The sequence below is a fragment of the Luteimonas sp. MC1828 genome (assembly GCF_016461615.1).
Classification (GTDB): domain Bacteria; phylum Pseudomonadota; class Gammaproteobacteria; order Xanthomonadales; family Xanthomonadaceae; genus Luteimonas.
The window spans coordinates 1353468-1379272 of record NZ_JAEMNY010000001.1 but is presented as its reverse complement, the minus strand read 5'-3'; the positions used below and the strand labels follow the sequence as shown (position 1 = coordinate 1379272).

Genomic DNA, 25805 nt, shown 5'->3' with positions numbered 1-25805 from the left:
GTCGGCTCGGTCGTTGGGGGCGCACGGCCACCGGCAAGCCGTGGCTTGCGGAGCCGCCGCTGCGTTCGCAGCTGTTCAGCGCGGAACAGATGGAGGCGCACGGCCGGGCGCTGGCGCAGGCGCACCGCGTGCACGAGCATGGTGGTTCCGACCTGCTGCTCGGCCGGCTGAGGGAAAACGAAAGCGTCCTCGACGGCGCCAGCACGCTGCTCACCGGCATGGTGCAGGACGACGTGCGCGTGACCCCGGCGGGTGAGTGGCTGCTCGACAACTACTACCTGGTCGAAGAGCAGATCCGCACCGCGCGACGGCACCTTCCGAAGGGCTACAGCCGCGAACTGCCCTCGCTGAGCGCGGGACCTTCGGCGGGCCTGCCACGCGTCTACGCGCTGGCGATGGAGGCCATCGCGCATGGCGACGGTCGTATCGATGGCGAATCGATGACCCGCTTCATCGCCGCCTACCAGTCGCTCACGCCGCTCAAGCTCGGCGAGCTGTGGGCGATCCCCATCATGCTGCGGCTGGCGTTGATCGAGAACCTGCGGCGCGTCGCCACGCAGGTGATGCGCAATGGCGAGGACCACCGCCTGGCCGGCGATTGGGCGCGCCTGCTCAACGACGCCGCCGACAAGGATCCGAAGAACGTGGTGCTTGTGGTCGCCGACATGGCGCGCTCGGAGCCGCCGCTGTCGGGGTCGTTCGTGGCCGGGCTTACGCGCGGCCTGCATGGACGCAGCGCGGCGCTGGCCATGCCGATGGGCTGGATCGAACAGTGGGTGGCGGACGGCGGGCACAGCATCGAGGCGCTGGTGCACGCCGAGAGCCAGCAGCAGGCCGCCGACCAGGTGTCGATCAGCAACAGCATCGGCAGCCTCCGCTTCCTCGCCAACATGGACTGGCGCGAGTTCGTCGAGGCGATGAGCGTGGTCGACGGCAGGCTGCGCGAGGATCCCGCCGGCATCTACACGCTGATGGATTTCGGCACGCGCGATATCTACCGGCACGTGGTGGAAAAGATCGCGCGGCTGAGCGGCGCCCCCGAACCGGTGGTCGCCGGCCTGGTCCTCGAGCTCGCGCGGGCGCACGCCACCGGGTCCGACATCGAGGCGCACGTCGGCTATTACCTGGTCGACGACGGCCTCGCCCGTACCCGGGCAGCGGTCGCCGCGTCGGTCGGCGCGCGCAAGCCGGTGCGGATGCGCTCGCGGCGCATACCGCTTGCCGTGTACCTGCTGCCGATCGCCGTGCTTGCGGCCGTGTCCACCTGGTGCCTGCTGGCGCAGGCGCAGGAGCAGGTCGCGCTGCTGCCGTCCGCGCTCGTCTGGCTGCTCGGGATATTGGGTGTGATCGCCTTCAGCGAGCTGGGCATCGCGTTGGTCAACTGGACGTCGACCAGGCTGGTCGCGCCCAACCCGCTGCCCCGGCTGGACTATTCCAAGGGCATTGCGCCCGATGCGCGCAGCCTGGTGGTCGTGCCGGGCATGATCGGCAGCGAGGACGCGGTGGATGCGCTGGTCGAGGGGCTGGAAGTGCGCTTCCTTGCCAATCGCGATCCCCACCTGCACTTCGCGCTGTTGACCGATTTCCTGGATGCCGATTCGGCCGTCCTGCCCGGCGACGATGCCCTGCTGGCGCATGCCATGCGCCAGGTGGAAGGACTCAACGCGCGCTACGCGCCCGGGCGTGACGACCTGTTCTTCCTCTTCCATCGCCCACGCGTGTGGAATGCGCGCGAGCGCACGTGGATGGGGCTCGAGCGCAAGCGCGGCAAGCTGGCGGCGTTGAACGCCTTGCTGCGCGGCGGCACGCAGGATGCGTTCCTGGCGGTGGTGGGCGATACCGCCGTGCTGCAGGGCGTGCGTTACGTGATCACCCTGGACACCGACACGCGGCTGCCACGCGATGCCGCGCGGGGCCTGGTCGGAACCCTGGCGCACCCCTTGAACGCGGCGCGCTTCGATGGGCAGCGCCATCGTGTCGCCCGCGGCTACGGCATCCTGCAGCCGAGCGTCGGCAACAGCATGGGTGGCGGACGCAGTACGCGTTACGCGCGCATGTACGGCAGCGAGGAAGGCATCGATCCGTATTCGCGCACCGTGTCCGATGTCTACCAGGACCTGTTCGGCGAAGGCTCGTTCATCGGCAAGGGCATCTACGACGTGGACGCGTTCGAGTACGCGCTGCAGGGGCGCTTCCCGGAGAACCGCATCCTCAGCCACGACCTGCTCGAAGGCTGCTACGCGCGCGCCGGACTGGTCAGCGACGTGCGCCTGTTCGAGGAATACCCGTCGCGCTACGCGGCCGACGTCAAGCGTCGCCACCGCTGGATCCGCGGCGACTGGCAACTGCTGCCCTGGGTACTGCCCTGGGTGCCGCGGGCGGGCGGTGGGCTGGAGCGCAACCCGCTGTCCTGGCTGTCGCGCGGCAAGCTGGTCGACAACCTGCGCCGCAGCCTGGTGCCGGTGGCCGCGACCGCGCTGCTGGTGCTGGGCTGGGCGCTGCTGCCACAGCCGCTGGCGTGGACGCTGGCGCTGCTCGGCCTGTGGCTGCTGCCGGTGCTGGTGCCGGCGCTCTGGGACCTGCTGGCCCGGCCGGCCGACATGACGCCGGAGGCGCACCTGGTGCAGTCGGCAAAATCCACCATCCGCCAGCTGCAGCGCGCGGCCACGACCCTGGCCTGCCTGCCCTACGAGGCAGGCTTCAGCCTCGACGCGATAATGCGCAGCCTGTGGCGGATCACGGTCAGCCGGCGTCACCTGCTGCAATGGAATCCATCCAGCGAAGTGGAGCGGCAGCTGGGCAGCGGCATCGGCGCGGAGCTGCGCGGCATGTGGTTTGCGCCGGCCTTTTCCGCCGCCGTCGCGTCCGTGCTGTGGCGGGTCAATCCTGGCGCGTTGTGGACAGCGGCGCCGCTCCTGCTGCTGTGGGCATCGTCGCCGCTGCTGATGGCGTGGCTTGGTCGTCCGCCCAGCCAGCGGCGCACCGATCTTTCCCGCGCGCAGCTGGCGTTCCTGGGCCGGTTGGCGCGCCGCACCTGGGCGTTCTTCGAAGTCCATGTCCGCGCCGAAGACCACTGGCTGCCGCCGGACAACATCCAGGAGCACCCGGCGCTCGTCGTGGCACGCCGCACGTCGCCGACCAACATCGGTCTGTCGCTGCTGGCCAACCTGGCGGCATACGATTTCGGCTACCTGCAGGTGGGCGGCCTGCTCGAGCGCACCCGCAATGTGCTGGACACGCTCGACGTGCTGCCGCGCCATCGCGGCCACTTCTACAACTGGTACGACACCGCCACGCTCGAGCCGCTGCCGCCGCGCTACATCTCGACGGTCGACAGCGGCAATCTCGCCGGACACCTGTTGACGCTGCGCCAGGGGCTGCTGGCGCTGGGCGACGCCCCGGTGCTCGCGCCTTCGACCTTCGAGGGGCTTGCCGACACCCTCGGCGCGGCGGACGACGCCCACCGCGCAACCGGCATCCAGGACAGCGCGGTGGAAACGGCGTTGCTCGCGTTCCGCGCGCACCTGAACGCGGTTCGCGCGCAGCCGCCGGCATCGCCGGCGGACGCCGCGCGCTCGCTGGCCGGACTGTGCGTGCAGGCGCAGGCGCTCGCGTCTGCGTGGCCCGAGCCGCCCGGACTGCAGCATCCCGACCCCTGGCACTGGCCGACCGCACTGCTCGACGCCTGCCGCTCCGCGCAGGATGAGCTGCTGCACTTCGCGCCGTGGCTGGATGGACCCGAGGTCGTCGAGGACAGCGCGACAGGTGATGCAGCCGCCAGCGGCATTCCGGGCCTGCGCGAGCTGCAGCATCATGTTTCGGGCTCGCCCGCCCACGACAGGCTGGTGCAGGAACGCGCAAGCGAGCGCCTGGAGCTGCTGGAACGCCTGGCGCACATCGCCGGGCAGTTCTCGCTGATGGAATACGGGTTCCTCTACGACGAAGACCGCCACCTGCTGACGATCGGCTACAACGCAGACGAGCGCCGCATCGATCCCGGCCACTACGACCTGCTCGCATCCGAAGCGCGCCTCGGCAGCTTCGTGGCGATCGCCCAGGGGCAGCTGCCGCAGGAGACGTGGTTCGCACTGGGTCGCCTGCTGACCGAGGTCGACGGCGATGTGACGCTGCTGTCCTGGAGCGGCTCGATGTTCGAGTACCTGATGCCGCAGCTGGTCATGCCCAGCTACCCGGACACGCTCCTCGACCAGGCCGCGCGGCGCGCGGTGCACGCGCAGATCCTGCACGGCCGCGAACATGGCGTGCCGTGGGGCATCTCCGAGTCCGGCTACAACACGGTCGATGCGCGGATGAACTACCAGTACCGCGCGTTCGGTGTGCCCGGCCTCGCCCTCAAGCGCGGGCTGGGCCAGGACCTGGTGGTTGCGCCCTATGCCAGCGCGATGGCGCTGATGGTGGCGCCGGAAGCGGCGTGCCAGAACCTGCAGCGGCTGTCCGAGGCCGGGTTTGCCGGCCGCTTCGGGCTGTACGAAGCGATCGACTACACGCCGTCGCGCGTTCCCCGCGGACAGGACCACGCGGTGGTCCGCTCGTTCATGGCGCACCACCAGGGGATGAGCCTGCTGTCGCTGGCCTATCTGCTGCGCGACCAGCCGATGCAGAAGCGGTTCGTCGCCGACGCCGAGTTCCAGGCCACCCTGTTGCTGCTGCAGGAGCGCGTCCCGCGCACCGGCGTGTTCCACCCGCACGAAGCCGAGCAGGGCCCGCGCCTGGCGCCGGCCGCCGCCGAAACGCGGCTGCGCGTATTCCACGATCCCGATGCCGGCCGCTCGCCGGTGCAGCTGCTGTCCAACGGCCGCTACCACGGCTTGCTGACCAGCTCCGGCGGCGGCTACAGCCGCCTGCGCGACATGGCCATCACGCGCTGGCGCGAGGACGGCACCCGTGACCACTGGGGCAGCTTCTGCTACCTGCGCGACGTCGAAAGCGGCGAGTTCTGGTCGGCCACCCACCAGCCCACCTGCGTGCCGGTGGAGCACTACGAGGCGATCTTCTCCGACGCCAAGGCCGAGTTCCGCGGCCGCAAGCAGCGCTACGAAACCCATCTCGAGATCGCGATCTCGGCCGAGGACGACATCGAGCTGCGCAGGCTGCACATCAGCAACCGCTCGCGCCGGGAGCGCACCATCGAGGTGACCACCTATGCCGAGGTGGTGCTGGCGTCATCGCTCTCCGACGAACTGCATCCCGCCTTCAGCAACCTGTTCGTGCAGACCGAGATCGTGCGCGACAAGCAGGCGCTGCTGTGCACGCGCCGCCCGCGCTCGCACGACGAGGTGCCGCCCTGGATGTTCCACCTGGTCGCGGTGCACGACGCCAGCATCGGCGCGATTTCATACGAGACCGACCGCGCGCGTTTCCTCGGCCGCGGCAACACGCCGCGTAGTCCGCAGGCGATGACCGCGCGCGGTGCGGGGTCGGGGGCGTTGTCCGATACCGCCGGTTCGGTGCTCGACCCGATCATCGCGATCCGCACCCGCATCGTGCTCGCACCCGAGCAGACCGCGATCATCGACATGGTCACCGGCGTGGGCGGCGACCGCGCGGCCTGCGCGGCGCTGATCGACAAGTACCGCGACCGGCGCCTGGCCGACCGTGTGTTCGACCTGGCGTGGACGCACAGCCAGGTGGTCAGGCGCCAGATCGACGCGTCGCAGGCCGATGCGCAGCTCTACGAACGGCTGGCGGGCCTGATGGTCTACGCGCACCCGTTCATGCGCGCGGACGCCGCGGTGCTGCTGCAGAACCGGCGCGGGCAATCCGGGCTCTGGGGGCATTCCATTTCCGGCGACCTGCCGATCGTGCTGTTGACGATCGCCGATGCCGCCAACATCGCGCTGGTGCGGCAGATGGTGCAGGCGCACGCGTACTGGCGCCTGAAGGGCCTCAATGTCGACCTGGTGATCTGGAACGAGGAGCAGGGCGGCTACCGGCAGCACCTGCAGGAACAGATCCTCGGCCTGGTCTCGGCGGGTCCCGAGGGTAACGTGCTCGACCGGCCGGGCGGCATCTTCGTGCGCCAGTCGCAGCAGATGTCGCACGAGGACCGCATCCTGATGCAGTCGGTGGCGCGCGTGATCGTCAGCGACCGCCACGGCACGCTGGCCGCGCAGGTGACCCGTCATGAACCGGCCGAGCGCAGCATGGCGCCGTTGCTGCCCGCTGGCGCATCGGCCCCGCACGGAACGCCCCCGGCGCCGCCGCAAGCCGATGCGGCGACAGCGGGATTGCCGCCCCCCGTGCCGCTGGCGCACGGCGAGGATCCGTGGCCGTTCGAGCCGGTGGCCGACACCTTCCTGTTCGACAACGGCACCGGCGCCTTCTCCGCGGACGGCCGCGAGTACGTGGTGCTGCTGCGCGAAGGCGAAGCGACGCCGGCGCCGTGGGCCAACGTGATGGCCAATCCGCAGTTGGGCACGGTAGTCAGCGAAAGTGCGCCGGGATACACCTGGTTCGAGAACGCGCACGAGTTCCGGCTGACGCCCTGGCACAACGACCCGGTGTCCGACACCGGCGGCGAGGCCTTCTACCTGCGCGACGAGGACACCGGCAGCGTGTGGTCGCCGATGCCGTTGCCATGGCGCGGCACGGGCGCCTACCGCACGCGCCACGGCCTCGGCTACAGCGTCTACGAGCACGTCGAGGACGGCATCGCCAGCGAGCTGTGGGTCTATGTGGCGCTCGACGACGCGGTGAAATACTCGGTCCTCAGGCTGCGCAACCTGTCCGGGCGTGCGCGGCGACTGTCCGCCACCGGCTACGTGGAATGGGTGCTGGGCGATATCCGGTCCAGGTCGCGGATGCACGTGGTCAGCGAACTCGACGGCGACAGCGGGGCGTTGACGGCGCGCAATCCCTACAACTCCGAATGGGGCGGCCTGGTCGCCTTTTTCGACGTCGATGGCGGGGTGCGGTCGTTCACCGCCGATCGAAGTGAATTCATCGGCCGCAACGGCAGCCTGCGCAGCCCGGCGGCGATGCGACGCGTGACGCTGTCCGGGAAGCTCGGTGTGGGGATGGATCCCTGCGCTGCGATCCAGGTCCCGGTCGCACTGGCGGCCGGCGAGGCCTTCGAAACGGTGTTCCGGCTCGGCGCCGGCGCGGACCACCGGGCGGCGATGCAGCTGGCCAAGCGCATCCAGGGCAGCGGGCCTGCGCACGATGCGCTCGATGCCGTGCGCGTGCACTGGCGGCACACCTTGGGGGCGATCAGCGTCGAGACGCCGGAACCCGAGGTGGACACGCTGGTCAACGGCTGGCTTCCATACCAGGCGCTGGCCTGTCGCTATACCGCGCGCAGCGGCTATTACCAGTCCGGCGGCGCGTTCGGCTTCCGCGACCAGCTGCAGGACACCATGGCCACCGTGCACGCGGCACCGGCGCTGACCCGCGAGCACCTGCTGCTGAGCGCCGCCCATCAGTTCCCGCAGGGCGACGTGATGCACTGGTGGCACCCGCCGCAGGGGCGCGGCGTGCGCACGCGATGCTCTGACGATTACCTCTGGCTGCCGCTGGCCGCCTGCCGCTACCTGCAGGTCACCGGCGACCACACCGTGCTCGACGAGCGCGTGCGCTTCGTCGAAGGCCGCTTGGTCAACGCCGACGAGGAATCGTATTACGACCTTCCGGCGATCTCGGGCCAGCAGCAGACCTTCTACGAACACTGCGTGCTCGCGCTCAGGCGCGGCATGGCCCTGCTGGGCGAGCGCGGCCTGCCGCTGATGGGCTCCGGCGACTGGAACGATGGCATGAACCGCGTCGGCGACGGCGGGCAGGGTGAGAGCGTGTGGCTCGGCTTCTTCCTGTTCGATGCGCTGGCGCAGTTCGCCGGCGTGGCGCGGGCGCGCGGTGACGCCGCCTTCGCCGACGATTGCGTGGCGGCATCGCAACGCCTGCGCGACAACCTGGAGCTGCACGCCTGGGATGGCGAGTGGTATCGCCGCGCGTGGTTCGACGACGGCACGCCGCTCGGCTCGGCACAGAGCGACGAGTGCAGGATCGATGCGGTGTCGCAGAGCTGGTCGGTGCTGTCGGGCGCGGCGCAGGCAGCGCGCACGCGCAAGGCGATGGACGCGCTGGACCGGCACCTGGTGCGGCGCGACGCCGGGCTGGTCCAACTGCTCGATCCTCCGTTCGACAAGACCGGCAAGGATCCGGGTTACATCCGCGGCTACGTGCCGGGCGTGCGCGAAAACGGCGGCCAGTACACGCACGCCGCGGTCTGGGCGGCGATGGCGTTCGCCGAACTTGGCGACGGCGCGCGCGCCTGGGAACTGGCACGCATGATCAATCCCATCCACCACGCGCTGGATGCCGAAGCAGCCGCGCTCTACAAGGTGGAGCCCTACGTGCTGGCCGCCGATGTCTACGGCGTCGCACCGCACACCGGCCGCGGTGGCTGGACCTGGTACACCGGGTCCGCGGGCTGGATGTACCGGCTGCTGGTGGAATCATTGCTCGGCCTGCGGCGCAGTGGAGACAGCATCCAGCTGGTCCCGTGCATCCCGGCCGACTGGCCCGGCTATCGCATCCAGTACCGCTACGGCGAGAGCAGGTATCTGATCGACGTGCGCCAGGTCGATGCGGAACCCGGGGCCGCAGCGCCCGGCCTGTGGCTGGATGGCGTGGCGCAGGACGGCCTGCGTTTCCCGCTGGTGGACGACCGGGCGACGCACCGCGTGGACGTGGTGTGGCTGCGTTCCGCCCCGCCATCCGCGGCGCCACCGGAGGTCCCGGCGGCGCAGTGAGTCATCCGGCCCGCGACGCTCAGGCGAGCGCGCCCAGCAGCACCCGGTTCATCCGCTGCACGAACGCCGCCGGGTCATCCAGCTGCGCGCCGGCGGTGATCTCGGCCTGCTCCAGCAGCAGGTTGGCGAGGTCGGCGGCCTTGCCGTCGTCGGCCTCAGCGTCCAGGCGGGCGAGCAGCGCGTGACCGGGATTCACCTCGAGCGTCGGCTTGCTCTCCGGAACGTCCTGTCCCGCCTCGCGCAAGAGGCGCGCGAAATGCGGAGCCACCTCGTGATCCGACAGCACCAGGCATGAGGGCGAATCGGTGAGGCGCGCGGACACCTTCACGTCGGCCACGCGCTCGCCCAGCAGCGCCTTGATGCGCGCAACCAGCGGTCCGGCGGCCTTGCCGGCTTCCTCCTGCTGCTTCCTGGCGTCGTCGTCCAGCGGCAGTTCGCCCTTGGCGACGCTCTGCAGCGTCTTTCCGGCGTATTCGCGCAGGTAGCCCAGCATCCATTCGTCGATGCGGTCGGACATCAGCAGCACTTCGACGTCGCGCGCCTTGAACGCCTCCAGCTGCGGGCTGCCCGCGGCGGCGGCGTGGCTGTCGGCGGTGACGTACCAGATGGTGTCCTGGCCCGCGGCCATGCGCCCGACGTAGTCGTCCAGCGCCACGCTGCGCGCCGCGCCTTCGCCGCGGGTGGAGGCGAAGCGCAGCAGTTTCGCGATGCGCTCGCGGTTTTCGTGGTCCTCGGCGATGCCTTCCTTGAGCGTGTTGCCGAAGGCCTTGATGAAGGTCTCGAACTTCGCCGCGTCGGTGCGCGCCAGGCCTTCGATCAGGTCGAGCACGCGCTTCACGCAGCTGGCGCGGATGCGCTCGAACTGGCGGTTGTGCTGCAGCAGCTCGCGGCTGACGTTGAGCGGCAGGTCGTCGGCATCCACCACGCCGCGCACGAAGCGCAGGTAGTTCGGCAGCAGTTCCTCGGCGGCATCCATCACGAACACGCGCTTGATGTAGAGCTTCAGCCCCTTGCGTTCGTCGCGGCCGCCCATCATCAGGTCGAACGGCGGCTGCGCGGGCAGGTAGAGCAGGGTGGTGAAGCTCTGGTTGCCCTCGACGCGGTTGTGGCTCCAGGCCAGCGCGTCGTTGAAGTCGTGGCCGAGCGACTTGTAGAAGCCCTGGTAGTCCTCATCGCTGATTTCCGCCTTGGGCTTGGTCCACAGCGCGGACGCGGAGTTGACGGTCTCCCACGTGGCTTCGGCTGTCTCGGCGTCGTCGCCGGTCTTGTCCGCCGGCATGCGGATCGGGAAGGCGACGTGGTCGGAGTAGCGCTGGATCAGCGAGCGGATGCGCCAGCTGTCGAGGAACTCGTCCTCGCCGTCCTTCAGGTGCAGCACCACGCGCGTGCCGCGCGCCGGCAGTTCCACGGTATCGAGCGTGTACTCGCCCTGGCCGGTGCTTTCCCACTTCACGCCTTCGCCCGCATCCGCGCCGGCGCGGCGGGTCAGCACGGTGACGCGGTCAGCGACCACGAACGCCGAGTAGAAGCCCACGCCGAACTGGCCGATCAGGCGCGCGTCGGCCTTCTGCTCGGCGGCCATCGCCGCCAGGAACCGGCGCGTGCCGGAGCTGGCGATGGTGCCGATATTGGCGACCACTTCGTCGCGGCCCATGCCGATGCCGTTGTCGGCGATGGTGATGGTGCGTGCCGCGCGGTCAACGCTCACCTCGATGCGCAGCTCGCCGTCGCCGGCGGCCAGGCCCGGGTCGGCGATCGTCTCGAAGCGGAGCTTGTCGCAGGCGTCCGACGCGTTGGAGACCAGCTCGCGCAGGAACACTTCCTTGTGCGAGTACAGCGAGTGGGTCACCAGGTGCAGGACCTGGGCGACTTCGGCTTCGAACGGGCGGGTTTCGGTGGTATCGGTCATGGCGGTCCGTGCTGCATGTGGAGACAGCCCCGGGAGATGGGCTTGGTCGCGCAAAACCCAAGCCCCGCGCCGCGCGCCGGCGCTGTGCTCAGTCGTCGCCGTCGTCGCCGTGCCCGCCTTCGTCGTCGGCGGCCTCCGGGTCGTCGAACAGCCGGGCGTAGTCGGCCACCGCGGCGCGCATGTCGGCCACCGGCGCGGCACTGGCCGGGTCGGCGCGCAGGGCCTGCGTGCCCGCCATCAGCCGCGCCAGGATGCCGTGCAGGGCAACGTCGGGCTCCGCGTCCAGCTTGCAGTTGGCGAACATGTATTCGATCGCGTCATCGATGTCGCCGGCCAGCACGAGCACGTTGGATTCGCCCAGGTGCCCCATTTCGTGATGCGCCAGGCCGGTCATCGCTTCGCGCACGCGGGCCATCCCTTCGATCAGCGGCGCGTCCGGGGTCCATTGCACGTGGCCGGCGGGGACGTCGGTGGCTGCGTCGGCCGCATGGGCATCGTGCGCGGCGGGGCGGCCCTGCGTGGCATGCGCCGCATGGCCATCGTGGCGGTCCTGCGCCGCGGCGGCGGCGGGAGTCAGGGCCAGGCCCAGGGCGAGGGCCAACGTGGCGGCGGCAAAAACGTGTCTCATGGCTGGCTCCGGTGGAGAAAGATCGCACACGGATGTTAGGCGCTATGGAGCGCGTGCCCCTGATCGGGGTCAAGCGCGCAGCAGTCAGCCTGCCGACCGCCATGTCCCTATTCATAAATCGCCGTCCATGCTACAATGTGCACCGCAAGTCGTTGTAAACATTGAATTTATGGAGGAAACAATCAAAAACTACCTGAAGCAAACGCTCCTGTCCCTGATCCCCGCCGGCCACCGTCGCAGCCGGTCCATGCGTGCCCGCACCGCGCAGGCCGCCAGCCGCATCACCCGCATCCAGACTGGCATGCCGCCGCCGCATTCCACGCCGGTCCACGGCACGCTGGCGCGCCGTCGCGACCCGCACCACGGCTACGGCCGCAGCCACTACCTGCCAGGACCGCTTCGCGATGCACGCGTCGCCCGGCAGATGTTCCGGATCACCTGACCCCGGCCTTTGTGACCTGGGCCATTGCCCGGGTTCGGCGCGGCGGCGTAGTGTGGCCGGTCGTCCCCACGAGCCGTCGAATGTCCCGCGAAGCCGCCGCCAAGGCCAGTCCGTTCCGGAGCCTGCTCCGCACCAAGTCCATCGAGCAGTCCATCGCCGACGCCGCCGAACCCGGCCGCCAGCTCAAGCGCTCGCTGACCGCCTGGGACCTGATGATCCTCGGCGCGGCGGTGGCGGTGGGCGCCGGCATCTTCTCGGTGGGCGCGCGCGCAGCGGGTGATTTCGCCGGCCCGGCGGTGATGCTGTCGTTCGTGCTGGCGGCGGTGACCTGCGGCCTGGCGATCATGTGTTACGCCGAGTTCGCCTCCACCATCCCGGTGGCGGGCAGCGCCTACACCTACACCTACGCCACGCTCGGCGAGTTCCTGGCGTGGATCATCGGTTGGGACCTCATCCTGGAGCTGCTCACCGCGGGTGCGGTGATCGCCAAGTACTGGGGCATCTACCTCGGCATGGTGTTCGAGCTGTTCGAGATACACATCCCCACCACCGTCAGCCTGTTCGGGCTGTCGATGGACTGGGGCCCGCTGGTGATCGTGGGCCTGTTCACCGCGCTGCTGATCCAGGGCACCAAGATGTCGGCGCGGGTCAACAACGTGTTCACCCTGATCAAGATCGGCATCGTGCTGTTCGTGATCGTGGTCGGCCTGAGCTACCTGAAGCTCGAGAATTTCACCCCGTTCGTGCCGCCGTCCGCGCCCACCGGCGGCGGGGCGGCGGATGTCTGGTCGCAGTCGCTGTTCTCGTGGGCCACGGGCGCGGTGCCGGCGAAGTACGGCATTCCCGGCGTGCTGTCAGGGGCGGCGCTGGTGTTCTTCGCCTTCATCGGCTTCGACGTGGTGGCCACCTCCGCCGAGGAGGTCAAGAACCCGCAGCGCACGCTGCCGCTGGGCATCTTCGGCGGCCTGGCGCTGGTCACCGTGCTGTACCTGCTGGTGGCGCTGGCCCTGACCGGGATGGTGCCGTACACGGTGCTGGCCGAGGCCGAAAACCCGTCGCTGGCGACGGCCTTCGTCGCGGTCGGCGCGGGCTGGGCGGCACAGGTGATCTCGGTCGGCATCCTGATCGGCCTGACCACCGTGATCATGGTGTTGCTGATGGGCCTGTCGCGCGTGCTGCTGGCCATGAGCCGCGACGGCCTGCTGCCGCGCTGGCTGAGCGTGACCTCCGAGACGCACCGGACCCCGGTGCGGCTGCAGCTGATCTGCGGCGCGGCGGTCGCCCTGCTGGCCGGCTTCACCCAGGTCGAGATCCTCGAGGAGATGATCAACATCGGCACGCTGTCGGCGTTCGTGCTGGTCAGCATCGCGGTGGTGGTGCTGCGGCGCACGCGCCCGGACCTGCCGCGCGCGTTCCGGGTGCCGTTCTCGCCGGTGCTGCCGATCGTCTCGGCGGTGCTGTGCTTCTACCTGATGCTCAACCTCACCACGCTCACCTGGGTGCGCTTCGTGGTGTGGCTGCTGGTCGGCACGGCGGTGTACTTCGCCTATGGCCGCCGGCACTCGCGCGTCGGGCTGCGCGCGCGCGGCGAGCTGCCGGTCGACGAGGCGCGCTGAGCGGCGGCATGCCGCCGCCCGGGGACCGGCACGGACCGATGCGACTCTCCGGCATCCATGTCTATCCGCTGAAGTCGGCGGCGGGGATCGAACTCGCGGACGCGGTGGTCGAGCGTCGCGGCCTGCGCCACGACCGGCGCTGGATGGCCGTCGACGCCGCCGGCAAGTGCGTCACCGGTCGCGAACTCCCGCGTCTGACCCTGGTGCGCGCAATGCCCGCGGCCGATGGCCTGGTGCTGGAAGCGCCCGGCATGCCGCGGCTGCATGCGGCGATGCCGGTCGACGCCGACACGCTCGCGGTGGATGTGTGGGACTGCAGGCTGCGCGCGCCGCTGCTCGGCGCGGAGGCCGACGCCTGGCTGTCCACGTTCCTCGGCACGCCGCTGCGCCTGGTGCACATGGATGCCGCTGCGACGCGCGCCGTGACCTCGTCGCGGGCCATGTCGGGCGACGTGGTGAGCTTCGCCGATGCCTTTCCGGTGCTGCTGCTGTCGCAGGCATCGCTGGACGGCCTCAACGCACGCCTGGCGTCGCCGGTGTCGATGCAGCGCTTCCGTCCCAACCTGGTGGTCGATGGCGTGCCCGCGCACGCCGAGGACGGCTGGGCGCGGATCCGCATCGGCGAGGTGGAGTTCGACGTGGCGGAGCCCTGCGTGCGTTGCGTGTTCACCACGGTCGACCCGCTGCGTGGCGAGCGTGACCCCGGCGGCGAGCCGCTGCGCACGCTGATCGGCTACCGGCGTACGCCGGACGGCGTGGCCTTCGGGCAGCTGCTGTTGCCGCGCTCGGCGGGGACGGTGCGCCGCGGCGACCGCGTCGACGTGCTGCGCTGACCAGGGCCCGCGGCCAGCTCCGTACGCGCGACGCGTGTTGTTTCAGCGGCCGAGGCGGTTGATCTCCGCGTTCTCCAGGACCGGCGGCGGTTCCGGATCGCGCAGCACGGCCAGCATCGCGCGCCCGACGCGTCGGGTATCCGTTACCAGGCCGGGCAGGACACGCATGCCGAGGCCCATCAACGGGCCAAGGACCGGGTACACGGCGGCCAGCGCGGCATGTGGCGAGTGTTCGCCGCCGACTGGCTGGATGCCGCCGGTGCGCAGCATCACGGTGCGGATCGGCAACGCGGCCAGCGCCTGTTCGGCCTCGCCCTTGACGCGCAACTGCATGACCCGGCTACGCGGATCGCTGCCAAGGCCGGAGATGTACACGAAGGTCATGCCCGGGTTGCGTTCGGCCAGGGTGCGCGCGACGTTGAGGGTGAGGTCGACGGTGACCCGGCGGTATTCGGCCTCCGGCGTGCCCAGTGGTGGCGCGCCGGCGCAGTACAGGCAGCCGTCGAAGGGCTGCAATCGCGCGGCCACGGCATCGAGGTCGGCGAAGTCGGGCGCCAGGATGTCCTCCACCCTGGCATCGGTGACGCCGCAGGCGCGGCGGCCGAGTGCCGCGACATGGGTCACGTCATCGGCGGCCAGGCATTCGCGCAGCACGCCCTGGCCGACGAGGCCGGTGGCGCCGGTAATCAGGATGCGCATGCGGGTTCCCGGATTGGGCGTCCCCGCACCATCCCGCCGATCGGCGCGTGCGTCAACGCCGGCTGCACATCGCCGGCTAACGGGAGTTCGCCCGATTCGCGGTTGCCGGGCGGGCCGGATGTCTCCGTCAACTGCGGCGCGTGACGCTAGGATGACTCTTGAAGGATTCCGCAAGCGGGAGTCACGACAAGAAGGACAGAGGCGATGAGTCAGTCGAACGTCTGGTGGAGAACGATCCTGGCGGTCTGCCTTGCGGCAACACTCGCTGGGATCTGCTCGACGGCAACGCCTGCCCTGAAACGTGTCAAGGCATCAGAGCTGGGTGCCGAGCAGCGTAAAGACCTGGAGACGTTGATCGAGGATCAGGTTCGCGAGCGCCTTGAACTGGAATCCAGTGCACGGATGCTCAATGGCTTGCGCCTGGACCGGTCGGAAAACACGGTGATCGTGGATCTGTCCGCTGCGTTCCTGCCGACGGGCGTGAACCATGTCACGGCCGCACTTGAAGATCGCCTGCATGTCATCGCGACGGGCGTTCTTTGGCTCGTGGAGAACGATCTGGGATTGTCCTTGACGGGCGTCCACTTCACGTTCGATGGGAAGCCTCTCTCCTGGTATTACCCGGACGATTATCCTGACGAGACAGCGCCTTCGGAGCATGGCACAGGGCTCGGACCGCCGGACGGCGCAACTACAACGCGCTGACCCGGAACTTCCGTCCCTTGATCTTGCCCTCGCGCAGCCGCGCCAGCGCGTTGGCGGCCTGAGCGCGGGCAATGGCCACGTAGGACCGCGTGGCCAGCACGTCGATCTTGCCGATCGCGGCCACCGCCAGCCCGGCATCGCCGGTCAGCGCGCCGACGATGTCGCCCGGGCGCAGCTTGTCGGTCTTGCCGGCATCGATGCGCAGGGTGGCCATCGCGGCGCGCGGCACGCCCTTCGGCTTGCCGGTCACCGGCTGCGCGCGGTCACGCGGCAGGGTGCGGAACTGGTGGTCCTCGATCGCGTTCATGCGCGGCACCTCGCGCGGCGTGCAGATGGTGATGGCGATGCCGCCACGCCCGGCGCGGCCTGTGCGGCCGATGCGGTGCAGGTAGGTGTCGGGATCCGACGGCACGTCGTAGTTCACCACCGCGGCGAGGTCCTCGATGTCGAGGCCGCGCGCGGCGACATCACTCGCAACCAGCACGTTGCAGCTGCGGTTGGCGAAGCGCATCAGGGTCTCGGCGCGGTCGCGCTGCTCCATGTCGCCGTGCAGCGCCAGCGCGTCGAAGCCGTAGTGCGCGAGCGATGCCGCCACTTCGTCCACGTCGCGGCGCATGTTGCAGAACACCACGCAGGATTCGGGGCGGTGCTCCAGCAGCAGCGCCGCCAGCAGCGGCGCCTTGCGCTCGGGGTCGGCCTCCACCACCACCTGGTTGATCGCCGGAGCGTCGGCGGCGCCGCGGATGCTGACTTCCGCCGGGTTGCGCAGCGTGGCCTTGGCCAGGGTGCGGATGGCCTCCGGGAACGTGGCCGAGAACAGCAGGCGCTGGCTGCCTGCGGGAATGCGGCGCGCAATGTCGCGGATCTGGTCCTCGAAGCCCATGTCGAGCATGCGGTCGGCCTCGTCGAGCACGAAGCCCAGCACGCCGCCAAGCTGCAGCGCGTCACCGCGCAGCAGCTCCTGGATGCGGCCGGGCGTGCCCACCACCACGTGTGGTGCATGCGCGAGCGAGGCCAGCTGCGGCGCCAGCGGAATGCCGCCGCACAGCACCGACACCTTCACGTTGGGTACGCCCAGCGCGAGCCTGCGCAGCTGGCCGCCGACCTGCTCGGCCAGCTCGCGCGTGGGGCACAGCACCAGCGCCTGCGTGCGCACCGCGGTCGGGTCGAGCCGCTGCAGCAGGCCGAGCCCGAAGGCCGCGGTCTTGCCGCTGCCGGTCGGCGCCTGGGCAATGACGTCGCGGCCTTCCAGGATCGGCGGCAGCGACTGCGCCTGCACCGGCGTCATGGCGGTGTAGCCGAGCGCCTCCACCCCGAGCAGCAGGGCGGGCGGGAGGGCAAGGGTGGAGAAAGCGAGGGATGTGTCCATGCCGCCATGATCGCAGCATTCGGTCTTTGGCCCGTGGACAATCTTGCGCAACATCCGCCTGGTGGGCCCGGGGCCCGCAGGAACGGTACATTCCCGCGGAGACCATTGGAGAGGCCTTCGACCATGAAACGGATTGCGCTGAATTTCCTTGCTGTCGTGTTCTTCGCCTGGTCGGGTCCGGCGTCAGCAACGCCTCCGGCGGGGATCGACGAAGCCCTGTCCAGGGCCGGGCTGCTCGAAGAAGGTGCTCCGCGCGAGGTCATCGCGGTGCTGGCACCGTACGCCGGCACTGACCACCCCGACGTCGCGTTCCAACTCGCAATGGCGCACATGCGACTGGCGATCGAAGGCGTGGAGCCCGCGGATATCGCGACTGCAGCCATCCAGCCCGCGCTGGAACACGCGCAGCGTGCCGCCGCGCTCGGTAGTCCGCATGTCTGGAGCCTGCTGTGGATGATCCACGCCAACGGCTGGGGCGTTCCGGCCGACGATGAGGTCGCGATCGGCTATCTCGTGCGCGGCGTCGACGCGGGCGAAACCGGCGCCCAGCTCAACTATTCACTGCGGCTGTACTACGGCACGGACGGCGTGGCCCGCGATGTCGATCGCGCCTGCGCACTCTTCAGGCAGCTCGCCCGTGACCAGCAGGCGCGGCCGCACATCTCGCATGCAATGGGCGTCGCGACCACGCTGGGCGAGTGCGGTGAGCCAGCGGACATGGCCCGTGGCATCGCGATGATCCAGGAGGCGGCCGATATCGGCGAGCCCGCGGCCGAATACGACATGGGACGCGCGCATGAATATGGCTGGGCCGGCCCGATCGACATGGGCGCGGCGCTGGACTGGTATCAGAAGGCCGCTGCACAGGGCGAGGCCCGCGCGCAGTGGCGCATAGGCATCGCCTGGGTGCGCGGCGAGGAGCGCGCGCAGGATGGCGCACAGGCCGTGCTCTGGTTTGCACAGTCGGCCGCGTCGGGCTGGCCCGATGGCATGGTCTCGCTGGCGGTGATGTACGCCACGGGCGACGGCGTGGCGCAGGATTCCGCCAGGGCGGCGACGCTCTATCGGCAGGCCGCCGATCTCGGCAACGCGCATGCGCTACGCAGCCTTGCCGGCATGCATGTGAACGGCGAGGGCATGCCGGTCGATCCCGTTCGTGCGCGCGAGCTCTACCGGGAGGCGATCGAGATGGGGGCCCAGGAGGTACCGGCGCTCCGCAATCTGATCGAGTCGGAGCTGCGACGGCTGGACGCCAGCCCTCCCGCCGACAGTCGCGGTTCCAGCGACGGCTGAGGCGGCGAGGCCACGTCGCATGGGGTGAGACAGCCCTCCCGCAGATTGGCGGCCCCCGCCATGCAGGAGCCCGCCCTGAACGCCATCCCCAAGCCCGCGCAGGCGCTGGTCGCCCCGGGCGCCGGCGGCACGCTCGCCGCGCGCCTCGCCGAGAAGTATCCCGCGCGCGTCACCGGCAGCCTGCTGCTGCCGGGCCAGGACGGCCGCTACGCGCCGCTGCCCGACGACCTGCCCGAGCCGCTGGTGCGCGCGCTGCATGCGCGCGGCATCGACCGGCTGTACAGCCACCAGGCGCAGGCCTGGACGGAAACGCAGGCCGGCCGCCACGTGGTGGTGGCCACGCCCACGGCGTCCGGCAAGTCGCTCTGCTACACGCTGCCGGTGGTCGCGAGCGCGCTCGAGGCGCGTGGCAAGGCGCTGTACCTGTTTCCCACCAAGGCGCTGGCACAGGACCAGGTGGCGGAGCTGCTGGAACTCAATGCCGCCGGCGGCCTCGGGCTGCGCGCGGCGACCTTCGACGGCGACACGCCGGGCGATGCGCGCCAGGCGATCCGCCTCAGCGGCGACATCGTGGTCAGCAACCCGGACATGCTCCACCAGGGCATCCTGCCGCACCACACCAAGTGGGCGCAGTTCTTCGAGAACCTGCGCTACGTGGTGATCGACGAGATCCACACCTACCGCGGCGTGTTCGGCAGCCATGTTGCCAACGTCATCCGCAGGCTCAAGCGCGTGTGCGCCTTCTACGGCGTCAGCCCGCAGTTCATCCTGTGCTCGGCGACCATCGGCAACGCCGGAGCGCACGGGCGTGCGCTGATCGAGGCCGCGGAGGCCGACATCGCCGTGATCGACGACAGCGGCGCGCCGCGCGGCGACAAGCACGTGCTGCTGTGGAACCCGCCGATGGTCAACGTCGACCTCGGCATCCGCGCGTCGGCCCGCTCGCAGTCCAACCGCATCGCGCGCCTGGCGATCCGCGCCGGGCTGAAGACGCTGGTGTTCTGCCAGTCGCGGCTGATGGTCGAGGTACTCACCAAGTACCTGAAGGAAGTCTTCGACCACGACCCGCGCAAGCCCAAGCGCATCCGCGGCTACCGCGGCGGCTACCTGCCCACCGAGCGCCGCGAGGTCGAGCGCGACATGCGTGCCGGGCGCATCGACGGCATCGTCAGCACCTCGGCGCTGGAGCTCGGCGTCGACATCGGCAGCCTCGACGTTGTGGTGCTCAACGGCTATCCCGGCAGCATCTCCGCCACGTGGCAGCGCTTCGGCCGCGCCGGGCGCCGCCAGCAGCCGTCGGTGGGCGTTCTGGTGGCGGGCTCCGACGCGCTCGACCAGTACGTGGTGCGCCACCCCGAGTTCTTCGCCGACGCCAACCCCGAGCACGCGCGCATCGAGGCCGACCAGCCGCTGATCCTGCTCGACCACATCCGCTGCGCCGCGTTCGAGCTGCCGTTCCACGACGGCGACGGCTTCGGTCCGGTCGATCCGGCGGCGTGGCTGGAGGTGCTGGCCGAAAGCGGCGTACTGCACCGCGAGGGCGAGCGCTGGGAATGGATCGCCGACAGCTACCCGGCGCAGGCGGTCAACCTGCGCTCGGTGGCCGACGGCAACTTCGTGGTCGTCGACCGCACCGACGGCCGCCAGGTGATCGTGGCCGAGGTCGACTATTCCGCCGCCGCGCTCACCCTGTACGAGGGCGCGATCCACATGATCCAGTCGGAGCCGTTCCAGGTGGAGAAACTCGACTGGGAGGGGCGCAAGGCCTTCGTCACCCGCACCCGCGTCGACTACTACACCGACGCCATCGACTACACCAAGCTCAAGGTGCTCGATGACGCCGAGCAGAGCGCGGCCGGGCAGGGCTCGGCGCACCTGGGCGAGGTGCACGTGGTGCGGCGCGTGTCCGGCTACAAGAAAATCCGCTTCCACACCCACGAGAACATCGGCTACGGGCCGGTGAACCTGCCGGACCAGGAGCTGCACACCAGCGCGGTGTGGTGGCAACTGCCGCAGGCGACGCTGGAGGACGCGTTCGCCATGCGCCACGAGGCGCTGGATGGTTTCCTGGGCGCGGCGTACGCGCTGCACCTGGTGGCGCAGGTCGCGGTGATGGCGGAGAGCCGCGACCTGCTGAAGTCGGTGGGCAGCGGCGATGGCGCGTGGTTCGCCACCGCCGACAGCCGCGGCCGCGGACAGCTGCGCAGCGGGGATGGCGCGCCGGACACTGCGATCGAGCTGCTTGGCCGCTTCACGCCCACGATCTACCTGTACGACAACTACCCCGGTGGCGTGGGGCTGTCGTCGCCGCTGTTCGAGCGCCACGCGGCGCTGCTCGCGCAGGCACGCACGCTGGTGGCCGGTTGCGACTGCGGCGCCGGTTGCCCGGCCTGCGTGGGTCCGATCCTCGCCGCCGACGAGACCGCGAGCCTCGCGCCGCGCGCGCTGGCGCTGCGCGTGCTCGACCTGCTCGCCGGGGCGGAATGAGCGCGCTTGCGGCGAAGCTTGCGCGGCTGCGCGGGGAAGCGGGTGGAGAACCGGCGAACCCTGTCGCGGTTCGCGCTGCTGGCAGCGTGCTACGCACGACGGTTGAACGGGCACGCGACAACGCCGCGGCGCCGCGCGCCGCAGACGCGCGCCAGGCCACCATCAACCAGCTGCGCATCCTGCTGAAGATCCGCACGCCCGCGCCCGCGATGCTGCCGCGCGCGACCGACCGCGGCCTGCCCGGCGACGAGCTCGCGCCGGGGCTGCGCTACCTGGAACAGTGGACTCCGTGGCCCGTTGGCGAGGACGTGCTGCCGCTGCACGGCATGGGCCAAGGGGCGATCGCACGCGGTCACCTGCTCGCCTTCGACACCGAGACCACCGGACTTGCCGGTGGCACGGGGACGCGCGCGTTCATGATCGGTGCGGCGGACTGGCGCGACGGCGGGCTGCGCATCCGCCAGCTGTGCATCACCACGCTGGGTGCGGAGGCGGCGATGCTGCGCACGTTCGCCGGCTGGCTGGCGCCGGAGACGGTGCTGGTCAGCTACAACGGCAAGAGCTACGACCGTCCGCTGCTGTCCACGCGCTATCGCCTGGCGCGGCTGGCCGATCCCGTGCTCGGACGCGGACACGTCGACCTGCTGCATCCGGTGCGTCGCCGCTACCGCGGTGTGTGGGCGAACTGCAGGCTCGCCACCATCGAGCGCGAACTGCTGGGCGTGGTGCGCGGGGACGATCTGCCCGGCTCGGAAGCGCCGGCGGCGTGGCTGTCGTACCTGCGCGGCGGCAGTGCCGCCAAGTTGCGCCGCGTCGGCCTGCACAACGCGCAGGACCTGCGCAGTCTGTGCAGCCTGCTGGAGGCGATGGCCGACGATGCGACGGTAGCGCGCGACCACCCGCCGACATGACGGACGCGGCCGCATTCGCATGCGTGCCGCGCCGTCGTATCACGCCCGGATCAGACAGCGCGGTCGGGGCGGTGGCCGCCCACGCTGCCGGCGCCACTGGCCGTGCCGCTGCCGGCAGCGCCGGGGGATGTGTCATGGCCGGGCGTCACGGTGCCCGGCGCGCCATAGACATGGCCCGTGGTGCTTCCGGCAGCCGAACCGCCGCCGCCGGCCGCGGCGGAGCCGGACGCCGGCGCGCCCGTGGCGCCACCGTAGCCCGCGGACGACGTGCCCGCGCCCGCGCTGGCGCCGCGCGCGCCGCCACTGCCATACGCATGCGATCCGCCTACCGGGTCCACTCCGGCCACGCGGATCGAATTCTCGATGTCGCGCACGCCGCTGCAGGATTCGGCGATGTCCTCGGCAAGGTGCTTCATCGCGCGGTTGGGCACGGTGCCGGACAGGCGCACGGCGCCGCCGCTGACATCCACGTTGATGTCTGCGGCATTGATGTCGTCGCTGTCGCACAGGCCTTCGCACACGTCCTCGCGGATGCGCTCGTCGGTGCGCGTATAGCCGCGCGGCCCGATGCCGCGGAAGCCACTGCGCCGGCCCGCGGTGCCGCTCGATGCAGCCCCGGCAAGCTCATCGCGGCCGTAGGTGCGCTCGTCGTCATCGGCCGGGCGGCCGGGCGTGACGTAGCGGCTGGAGCCGGACGGGCGGTTTGCCTCCTGCCTGCGGTTGTCGAACCAGTCGCGGGTCACGCCCACGAAGCGTGCGCCGAGCTGCGCCGCCTCGCGGGCGACGGCCTTGAATTCATTCTTGGCCTTGTTGTTGGCAGTCATGTCTGGAGTCTCCGGGGGTGGAATGGGGGCGGCGGCGCACGCTGGCGCACCGACAGGCGGAGTGTCCGCGCACCGGTGTTCAAGCAGCGTCATGCCGGCGACGCGCAGCGGTGCGCGTTCATACGCGGCTGTCACTTTCGCGGTGTTAAACCGCGTTCTCGACGCATCCCCCGGCGACACCCAAGGAGCACTCCGTGACCGATGCCCACAAGCTTGAAGAAAAATTCTGGAAGGCCCTCGAGAGCGACCGCACGCTCATGCTGGGGCTGGACGGCATGGAAGACGGCCACGCCCGTCCCATGACCGCGCAGGCCGAGAACCGCCGTGCGCCGCTGTGGTTCTTCACATCCAGCCACAACGCGCTGGTGCGCCAGCTCGGCGACGGTGGCGGCCGCGCGATTGCCGGCTTCGCGTCCAAGGGCCATGACCTGTTCGCCAGCATCCGCGGCACGCTGCGCGTCGACACCGACCGCGCCGTGGTCGATCGCCTCTGGAATCCCTTCGTCGCCGCCTGGTACGAAGGCAAGGACGACCCCGAGCTACGCCTGCTGCGCCTGGATGCCGAAGACGCGGAAGTCTGGATCGACGCCTCCAGCATGCTGGCCGGCGTCAAGATGATGCTCGGCGTCGATCCCAAGAAGGACTACAAGGACAAGGTCGGCGAGATCGACCTGCGCTGAGCCGGCGCCGCGATGCCGCACGGCGACCTGGTGGTCTCCACGCCGGAGGGGCTGTACTGCCCCGCCGGCGGGTTCCATATCGATCCGTCGCGCCCGGTGCCGCGCGCGGTGATCACGCATGGCCACGGCGACCATGCGCGCAGCGGCATGGGCACCTACCACGTGGCCGAGCAGGGCCTGCCGATCCTGCGCTGGCGGCTGGGTGACCAGGATTACCGCGTGCACGCGCTGGGCGAGCGCGTGCGCATCGGCAACGCGCTGGTGTCGTTCCATCCCGCCGGCCACGTGCTCGGCTCCACGCAGGTGCGCATCGAAGTCGATGGCGAAACCTGGGTCGCTTCGGGCGACTACAAGCGCGACCACGATCCGACCTGCCTGCCGTTCGAAGTGGTGCGGTGCGATGTGTTCATCACCGAGGCGACGTTCGGGCTGCCGATCTATCGCTGGACGCCGGCCGCCGACGTCGCCGCCGACATCGTCGCCTGGCGCGACGAGTGCGCGGCCAACGGCGAGGCCGCGATCCTGTACTGCTACGCACTCGGCAAGGCGCAGCGCGTGCTGGCCGAGCTCGCCGCGCACACCGATCGCCCGGCCTTCGTGCACGGCGCGATCGATACCGGCGTGCAGGTCTACCGCGAGGCCGGCGTGGCCATGCTCGACACCCGGCGCGTGGCCGACGAGGCGCGCGGCACGGCGTTCGCCGGCGAGCTGGTGCTGGCACCGCCGTCGGCCGCGGGCAGCCCGTGGATCCGACGCTTCAAGCGCGCGCAGCAGGGCTTCGCGTCGGGCTGGATGCGCATCCGCGGCAACCGCCGGCGGCGCAACTACGACCGCGGCTTCGTGGTGTCCGACCACGCCGACTGGCCGGCACTGCTGCGCACCGCGCACGAGACCGGCGCGCGCCGGGTGATCGCCACCCACGGCGACACCGACGCGCTGGTGCGCGTGCTCAACGACCGCGGCATCGACACCGGCGTATTCGCCACGGGCTACGGCGAGGACGACTGATGCGCCGCTTCGCCGCGCTCTACGAGCGGCTCGACCGCAGCACCGGCACCGGCGACAAGCGCCGCGCGCTGGTGGACTACTTCCGCGATGCGCCGCCGCGTGATGCCGCGTGGGCGATCTGGCTGCTGGCCGGCGGCAAGGTCGGCGGCGCGCGCGCGAAGATCGCCGCCACCGGCGAGCTGCGCGCGTGGATCGGCGAGGAGAGCGGCACGCCCGACTGGCTGGTCGAGGACTGCCACCACCAGGTCGGCGACCTGGCGGAAACGCTGGCGCTGCTGCTGGACGATCCGCCGACCGGCGCGCGGGGCAGCGGCGACATCGCCCTGGCCGACTGGATCGAACTGCGCCTCGCGCCGATCGCCAACGACACACCGGAGGCGCGCCGCGCGGTCGTGGTGGAGGCCTGGCGCAGCCTGTGTTTCGGCGAGCGCCTGGTGTTCAACAAGCTGCTCACCGGCGCGCTGCGCGTGGGCGTGTCGCAGGGGCTGGTGCAGCAGGCGCTGGCGGAGTTTTCCGGCGTCGACATCGCGCTCATCGCGCAGCGCATGCTCGGGCGCTGGGCGCCGTCGGCGGCGTTCCTCGAAGGCCTGCTGTCGCCGGACGTGCAGCCCGGCGATGCCGCGCTGCCGTATCCGTTCTTCCTTGCTTCGCCGCTGGAGGCCGAGGCCGGGTCGCTTGGCGTCATCGACGACTGGCTGCTGGAGTGGAAGTGGGACGGCATCCGTCTGCAGCTCATCCGCCGCGCCAGCGGCGTCGCGCTGTGGTCGCGCGGCGAGGAGCGCATGGACGGGCGCTTCCCCGAGATCGAGGCCGCGGCCGCCGCGCTGGGCCGCGACTGCGTGATCGACGGCGAACTGCTCGCCTGGCAGCCCGGCGGTGCCGAGCCGATGCCGTTCAGTGCGCTGCAGACCCGCATCCAGCGGCTCAAGCCGGGGCCGAAGGCGCTGGCCGCCGCGCCCGCGCGGGTGCTGGCGTACGACCTGCTGGAACTGGAGGGCGAGGACCTGCGTGCGCGGCCGCTGGCGGAGCGCCGCGCGCTGCTCGCCGAAGTCCTGGCCGACACAGATCCGGTGCGCCTCGCGCTGTCACCGCGCGTCGTGGCCGACGACTGGACGCACGCCGCCACGCTGCGCGGGGAAGCGCGCGAACGCGGCGTCGAAGGCCTGATGCTCAAGCGTGCCGACTCGCCCTACCGCCATGGCCGCAAGCGCGGCGACTGGTGGAAGTGGAAGATCGATCCGCTCGCCATCGACGCGGTGCTGATCTACGCCCAGTCCGGTCACGGCCGGCGCAGCACGCTGTTCACCGACTACACCTTCGGCCTGTGGGACGGCGACGCGCTGGTTCCGGTGGCCAAGGCGTACTCGGGCCTCGACGACGCCGAGATCCTGCGCCTCGACCGCTGGATCCGCGCGCACACGCTGGAGCGCTTCGGGCCTGTGCGCTCTGTGGACGCGGTGCATGTGTTCGAACTCGGCTTCGAGGGCGTGAACCGCTCGGCGCGGCACAAGTCGGGGATCGCGGTGCGCTTCCCGCGCATCCTGCGCTGGCGCGAGGACAAGCTGGCGCGCGAGGCCGACACCTTGGACAGCCTGCGGGCGCTGGCGCGATGACGGCGGACGCAGCGCGCTCG

The 25805-nt window shown here is 70.6% G+C and carries 16 protein-coding genes; 11 read left to right on the top strand and 5 right to left on the bottom strand.

Annotated elements, in window-relative coordinates:
- Positions 1-89 precede the first annotated feature (89 nt).
- Positions 90-8768, top strand: coding sequence for a glucoamylase family protein (locus tag JHB91_RS06280; protein ID WP_199472672.1), 8679 nt, complete (start codon positions 90-92; stop codon positions 8766-8768).
- Between the two features lie 19 nt (positions 8769-8787).
- On the opposite strand, the gene htpG is transcribed toward JHB91_RS06280, so the two are convergent.
- Together htpG and JHB91_RS06270 are read right to left on the bottom strand one after the other, a co-directional pair.
- The gene (gene htpG / locus JHB91_RS06275; protein ID WP_199472128.1) at positions 8788-10677 is read right to left on the bottom strand and encodes a molecular chaperone HtpG; all 1890 of its coding nucleotides are present in this window, start codon (positions 10675-10677) and stop codon (positions 8788-8790) included.
- 88 nt (positions 10678-10765) lie between these two features.
- Positions 10766-11305: a DnrO protein gene (locus tag JHB91_RS06270; protein ID WP_199472127.1), complete on the bottom strand. Its 540-nt coding sequence runs from the start codon at positions 11303-11305 to the stop codon at positions 10766-10768.
- 247 nt (positions 11306-11552) lie between these two features.
- Between JHB91_RS06270 and JHB91_RS06265 the strand changes: the two genes are divergently transcribed.
- The 3 genes from JHB91_RS06265 to JHB91_RS06255 all read left to right on the top strand — a co-directional run bounded on the left by JHB91_RS06265 (position 11553) and on the right by JHB91_RS06255 (position 14196).
- A complete protein-coding gene (locus JHB91_RS06265; protein WP_199375227.1) occupies positions 11553-11747 on the top strand; it encodes a hypothetical protein in 195 nt (64 codons plus the stop codon).
- Positions 11748-11827: 80 nt separating this feature from the next.
- A complete protein-coding gene (locus tag JHB91_RS06260) occupies positions 11828-13363 on the top strand; it encodes an amino acid permease (RefSeq protein WP_199472126.1) in 1536 nt (511 codons plus the stop codon).
- A gap of 38 nt (positions 13364-13401) precedes the next feature.
- The gene (locus JHB91_RS06255; RefSeq protein WP_199472125.1) at positions 13402-14196 is read left to right on the top strand and encodes an MOSC N-terminal beta barrel domain-containing protein; all 795 of its coding nucleotides are present in this window, start codon (positions 13402-13404) and stop codon (positions 14194-14196) included.
- 42 nt (positions 14197-14238) lie between these two features.
- On the opposite strand, the gene JHB91_RS06250 is transcribed toward JHB91_RS06255, so the two are convergent.
- Entirely contained in the window at positions 14239-14895 is a 657-nt protein-coding gene (locus tag JHB91_RS06250; protein WP_199375230.1) for an NAD-dependent epimerase/dehydratase family protein, read from the bottom strand.
- A 204-nt stretch (positions 14896-15099) separates the two neighbouring features.
- Here JHB91_RS06250 and JHB91_RS06245 point away from each other — a divergent pair, with 204 nt between their 5' ends.
- Positions 15100-15600 carry a hypothetical protein gene (locus JHB91_RS06245; protein WP_199375231.1) on the top strand — a complete coding sequence of 167 codons (501 nt, stop codon included), beginning with the start codon at positions 15100-15102 and terminating at the stop codon, positions 15598-15600.
- On the opposite strand, the gene dbpA is transcribed toward JHB91_RS06245, so the two are convergent.
- The gene (gene dbpA / locus JHB91_RS06240; protein WP_199472124.1) at positions 15587-16969 is read right to left on the bottom strand and encodes an ATP-dependent RNA helicase DbpA; all 1383 of its coding nucleotides are present in this window, start codon (positions 16967-16969) and stop codon (positions 15587-15589) included. The genes JHB91_RS06245 and dbpA overlap by 14 nt on opposite strands.
- 123 nt (positions 16970-17092) lie before the next feature.
- Between dbpA and JHB91_RS06235 the strand changes: the two genes are divergently transcribed.
- The 3 genes from JHB91_RS06235 (at position 17093) to JHB91_RS06225 (ending at position 21660) form a co-directional block, all read left to right on the top strand.
- Positions 17093-18262 carry a tetratricopeptide repeat protein gene (locus tag JHB91_RS06235; protein ID WP_199472123.1) on the top strand — a complete coding sequence of 390 codons (1170 nt, stop codon included), beginning with the start codon at positions 17093-17095 and terminating at the stop codon, positions 18260-18262.
- A 60-nt stretch (positions 18263-18322) separates the two neighbouring features.
- The gene (locus JHB91_RS06230) at positions 18323-20749 is read left to right on the top strand and encodes a DEAD/DEAH box helicase (protein WP_199472122.1); all 2427 of its coding nucleotides are present in this window, start codon (positions 18323-18325) and stop codon (positions 20747-20749) included.
- 86 nt (positions 20750-20835) lie between these two features.
- The gene (locus tag JHB91_RS06225; protein WP_343225060.1) at positions 20836-21660 is read left to right on the top strand and encodes a ribonuclease H-like domain-containing protein; all 825 of its coding nucleotides are present in this window, start codon (positions 20836-20838) and stop codon (positions 21658-21660) included.
- A gap of 50 nt (positions 21661-21710) precedes the next feature.
- Here the strand turns inward: JHB91_RS06225 and JHB91_RS06220 are convergent, their stop codons facing one another.
- Positions 21711-22484 (bottom strand): BON domain-containing protein, encoded by a 774-nt coding sequence (locus JHB91_RS06220; RefSeq protein ID WP_199472120.1) that lies wholly within the window; start codon positions 22482-22484, stop codon positions 21711-21713.
- Between the two features lie 194 nt (positions 22485-22678).
- Between JHB91_RS06220 and JHB91_RS06215 the strand changes: the two genes are divergently transcribed.
- Genes JHB91_RS06215 through JHB91_RS06205 form a run of 3 tightly spaced genes read left to right on the top strand, consistent with a single transcriptional unit; the run spans position 22679 to position 25785 of the window.
- Positions 22679-23164: a pyridoxamine 5'-phosphate oxidase family protein gene (locus JHB91_RS06215; RefSeq protein WP_199375237.1), complete on the top strand. Its 486-nt coding sequence runs from the start codon at positions 22679-22681 to the stop codon at positions 23162-23164.
- 12 nt (positions 23165-23176) lie between these two features.
- Entirely contained in the window at positions 23177-24172 is a 996-nt protein-coding gene (locus tag JHB91_RS06210; protein WP_199472119.1) for a ligase-associated DNA damage response exonuclease, read from the top strand.
- The gene (locus JHB91_RS06205; protein ID WP_199472118.1) at positions 24172-25785 is read left to right on the top strand and encodes an ATP-dependent DNA ligase; all 1614 of its coding nucleotides are present in this window, start codon (positions 24172-24174) and stop codon (positions 25783-25785) included. The genes JHB91_RS06210 and JHB91_RS06205 overlap by 1 nt, the downstream gene beginning before the upstream one ends.
- Positions 25786-25805 lie beyond the last annotated feature (20 nt).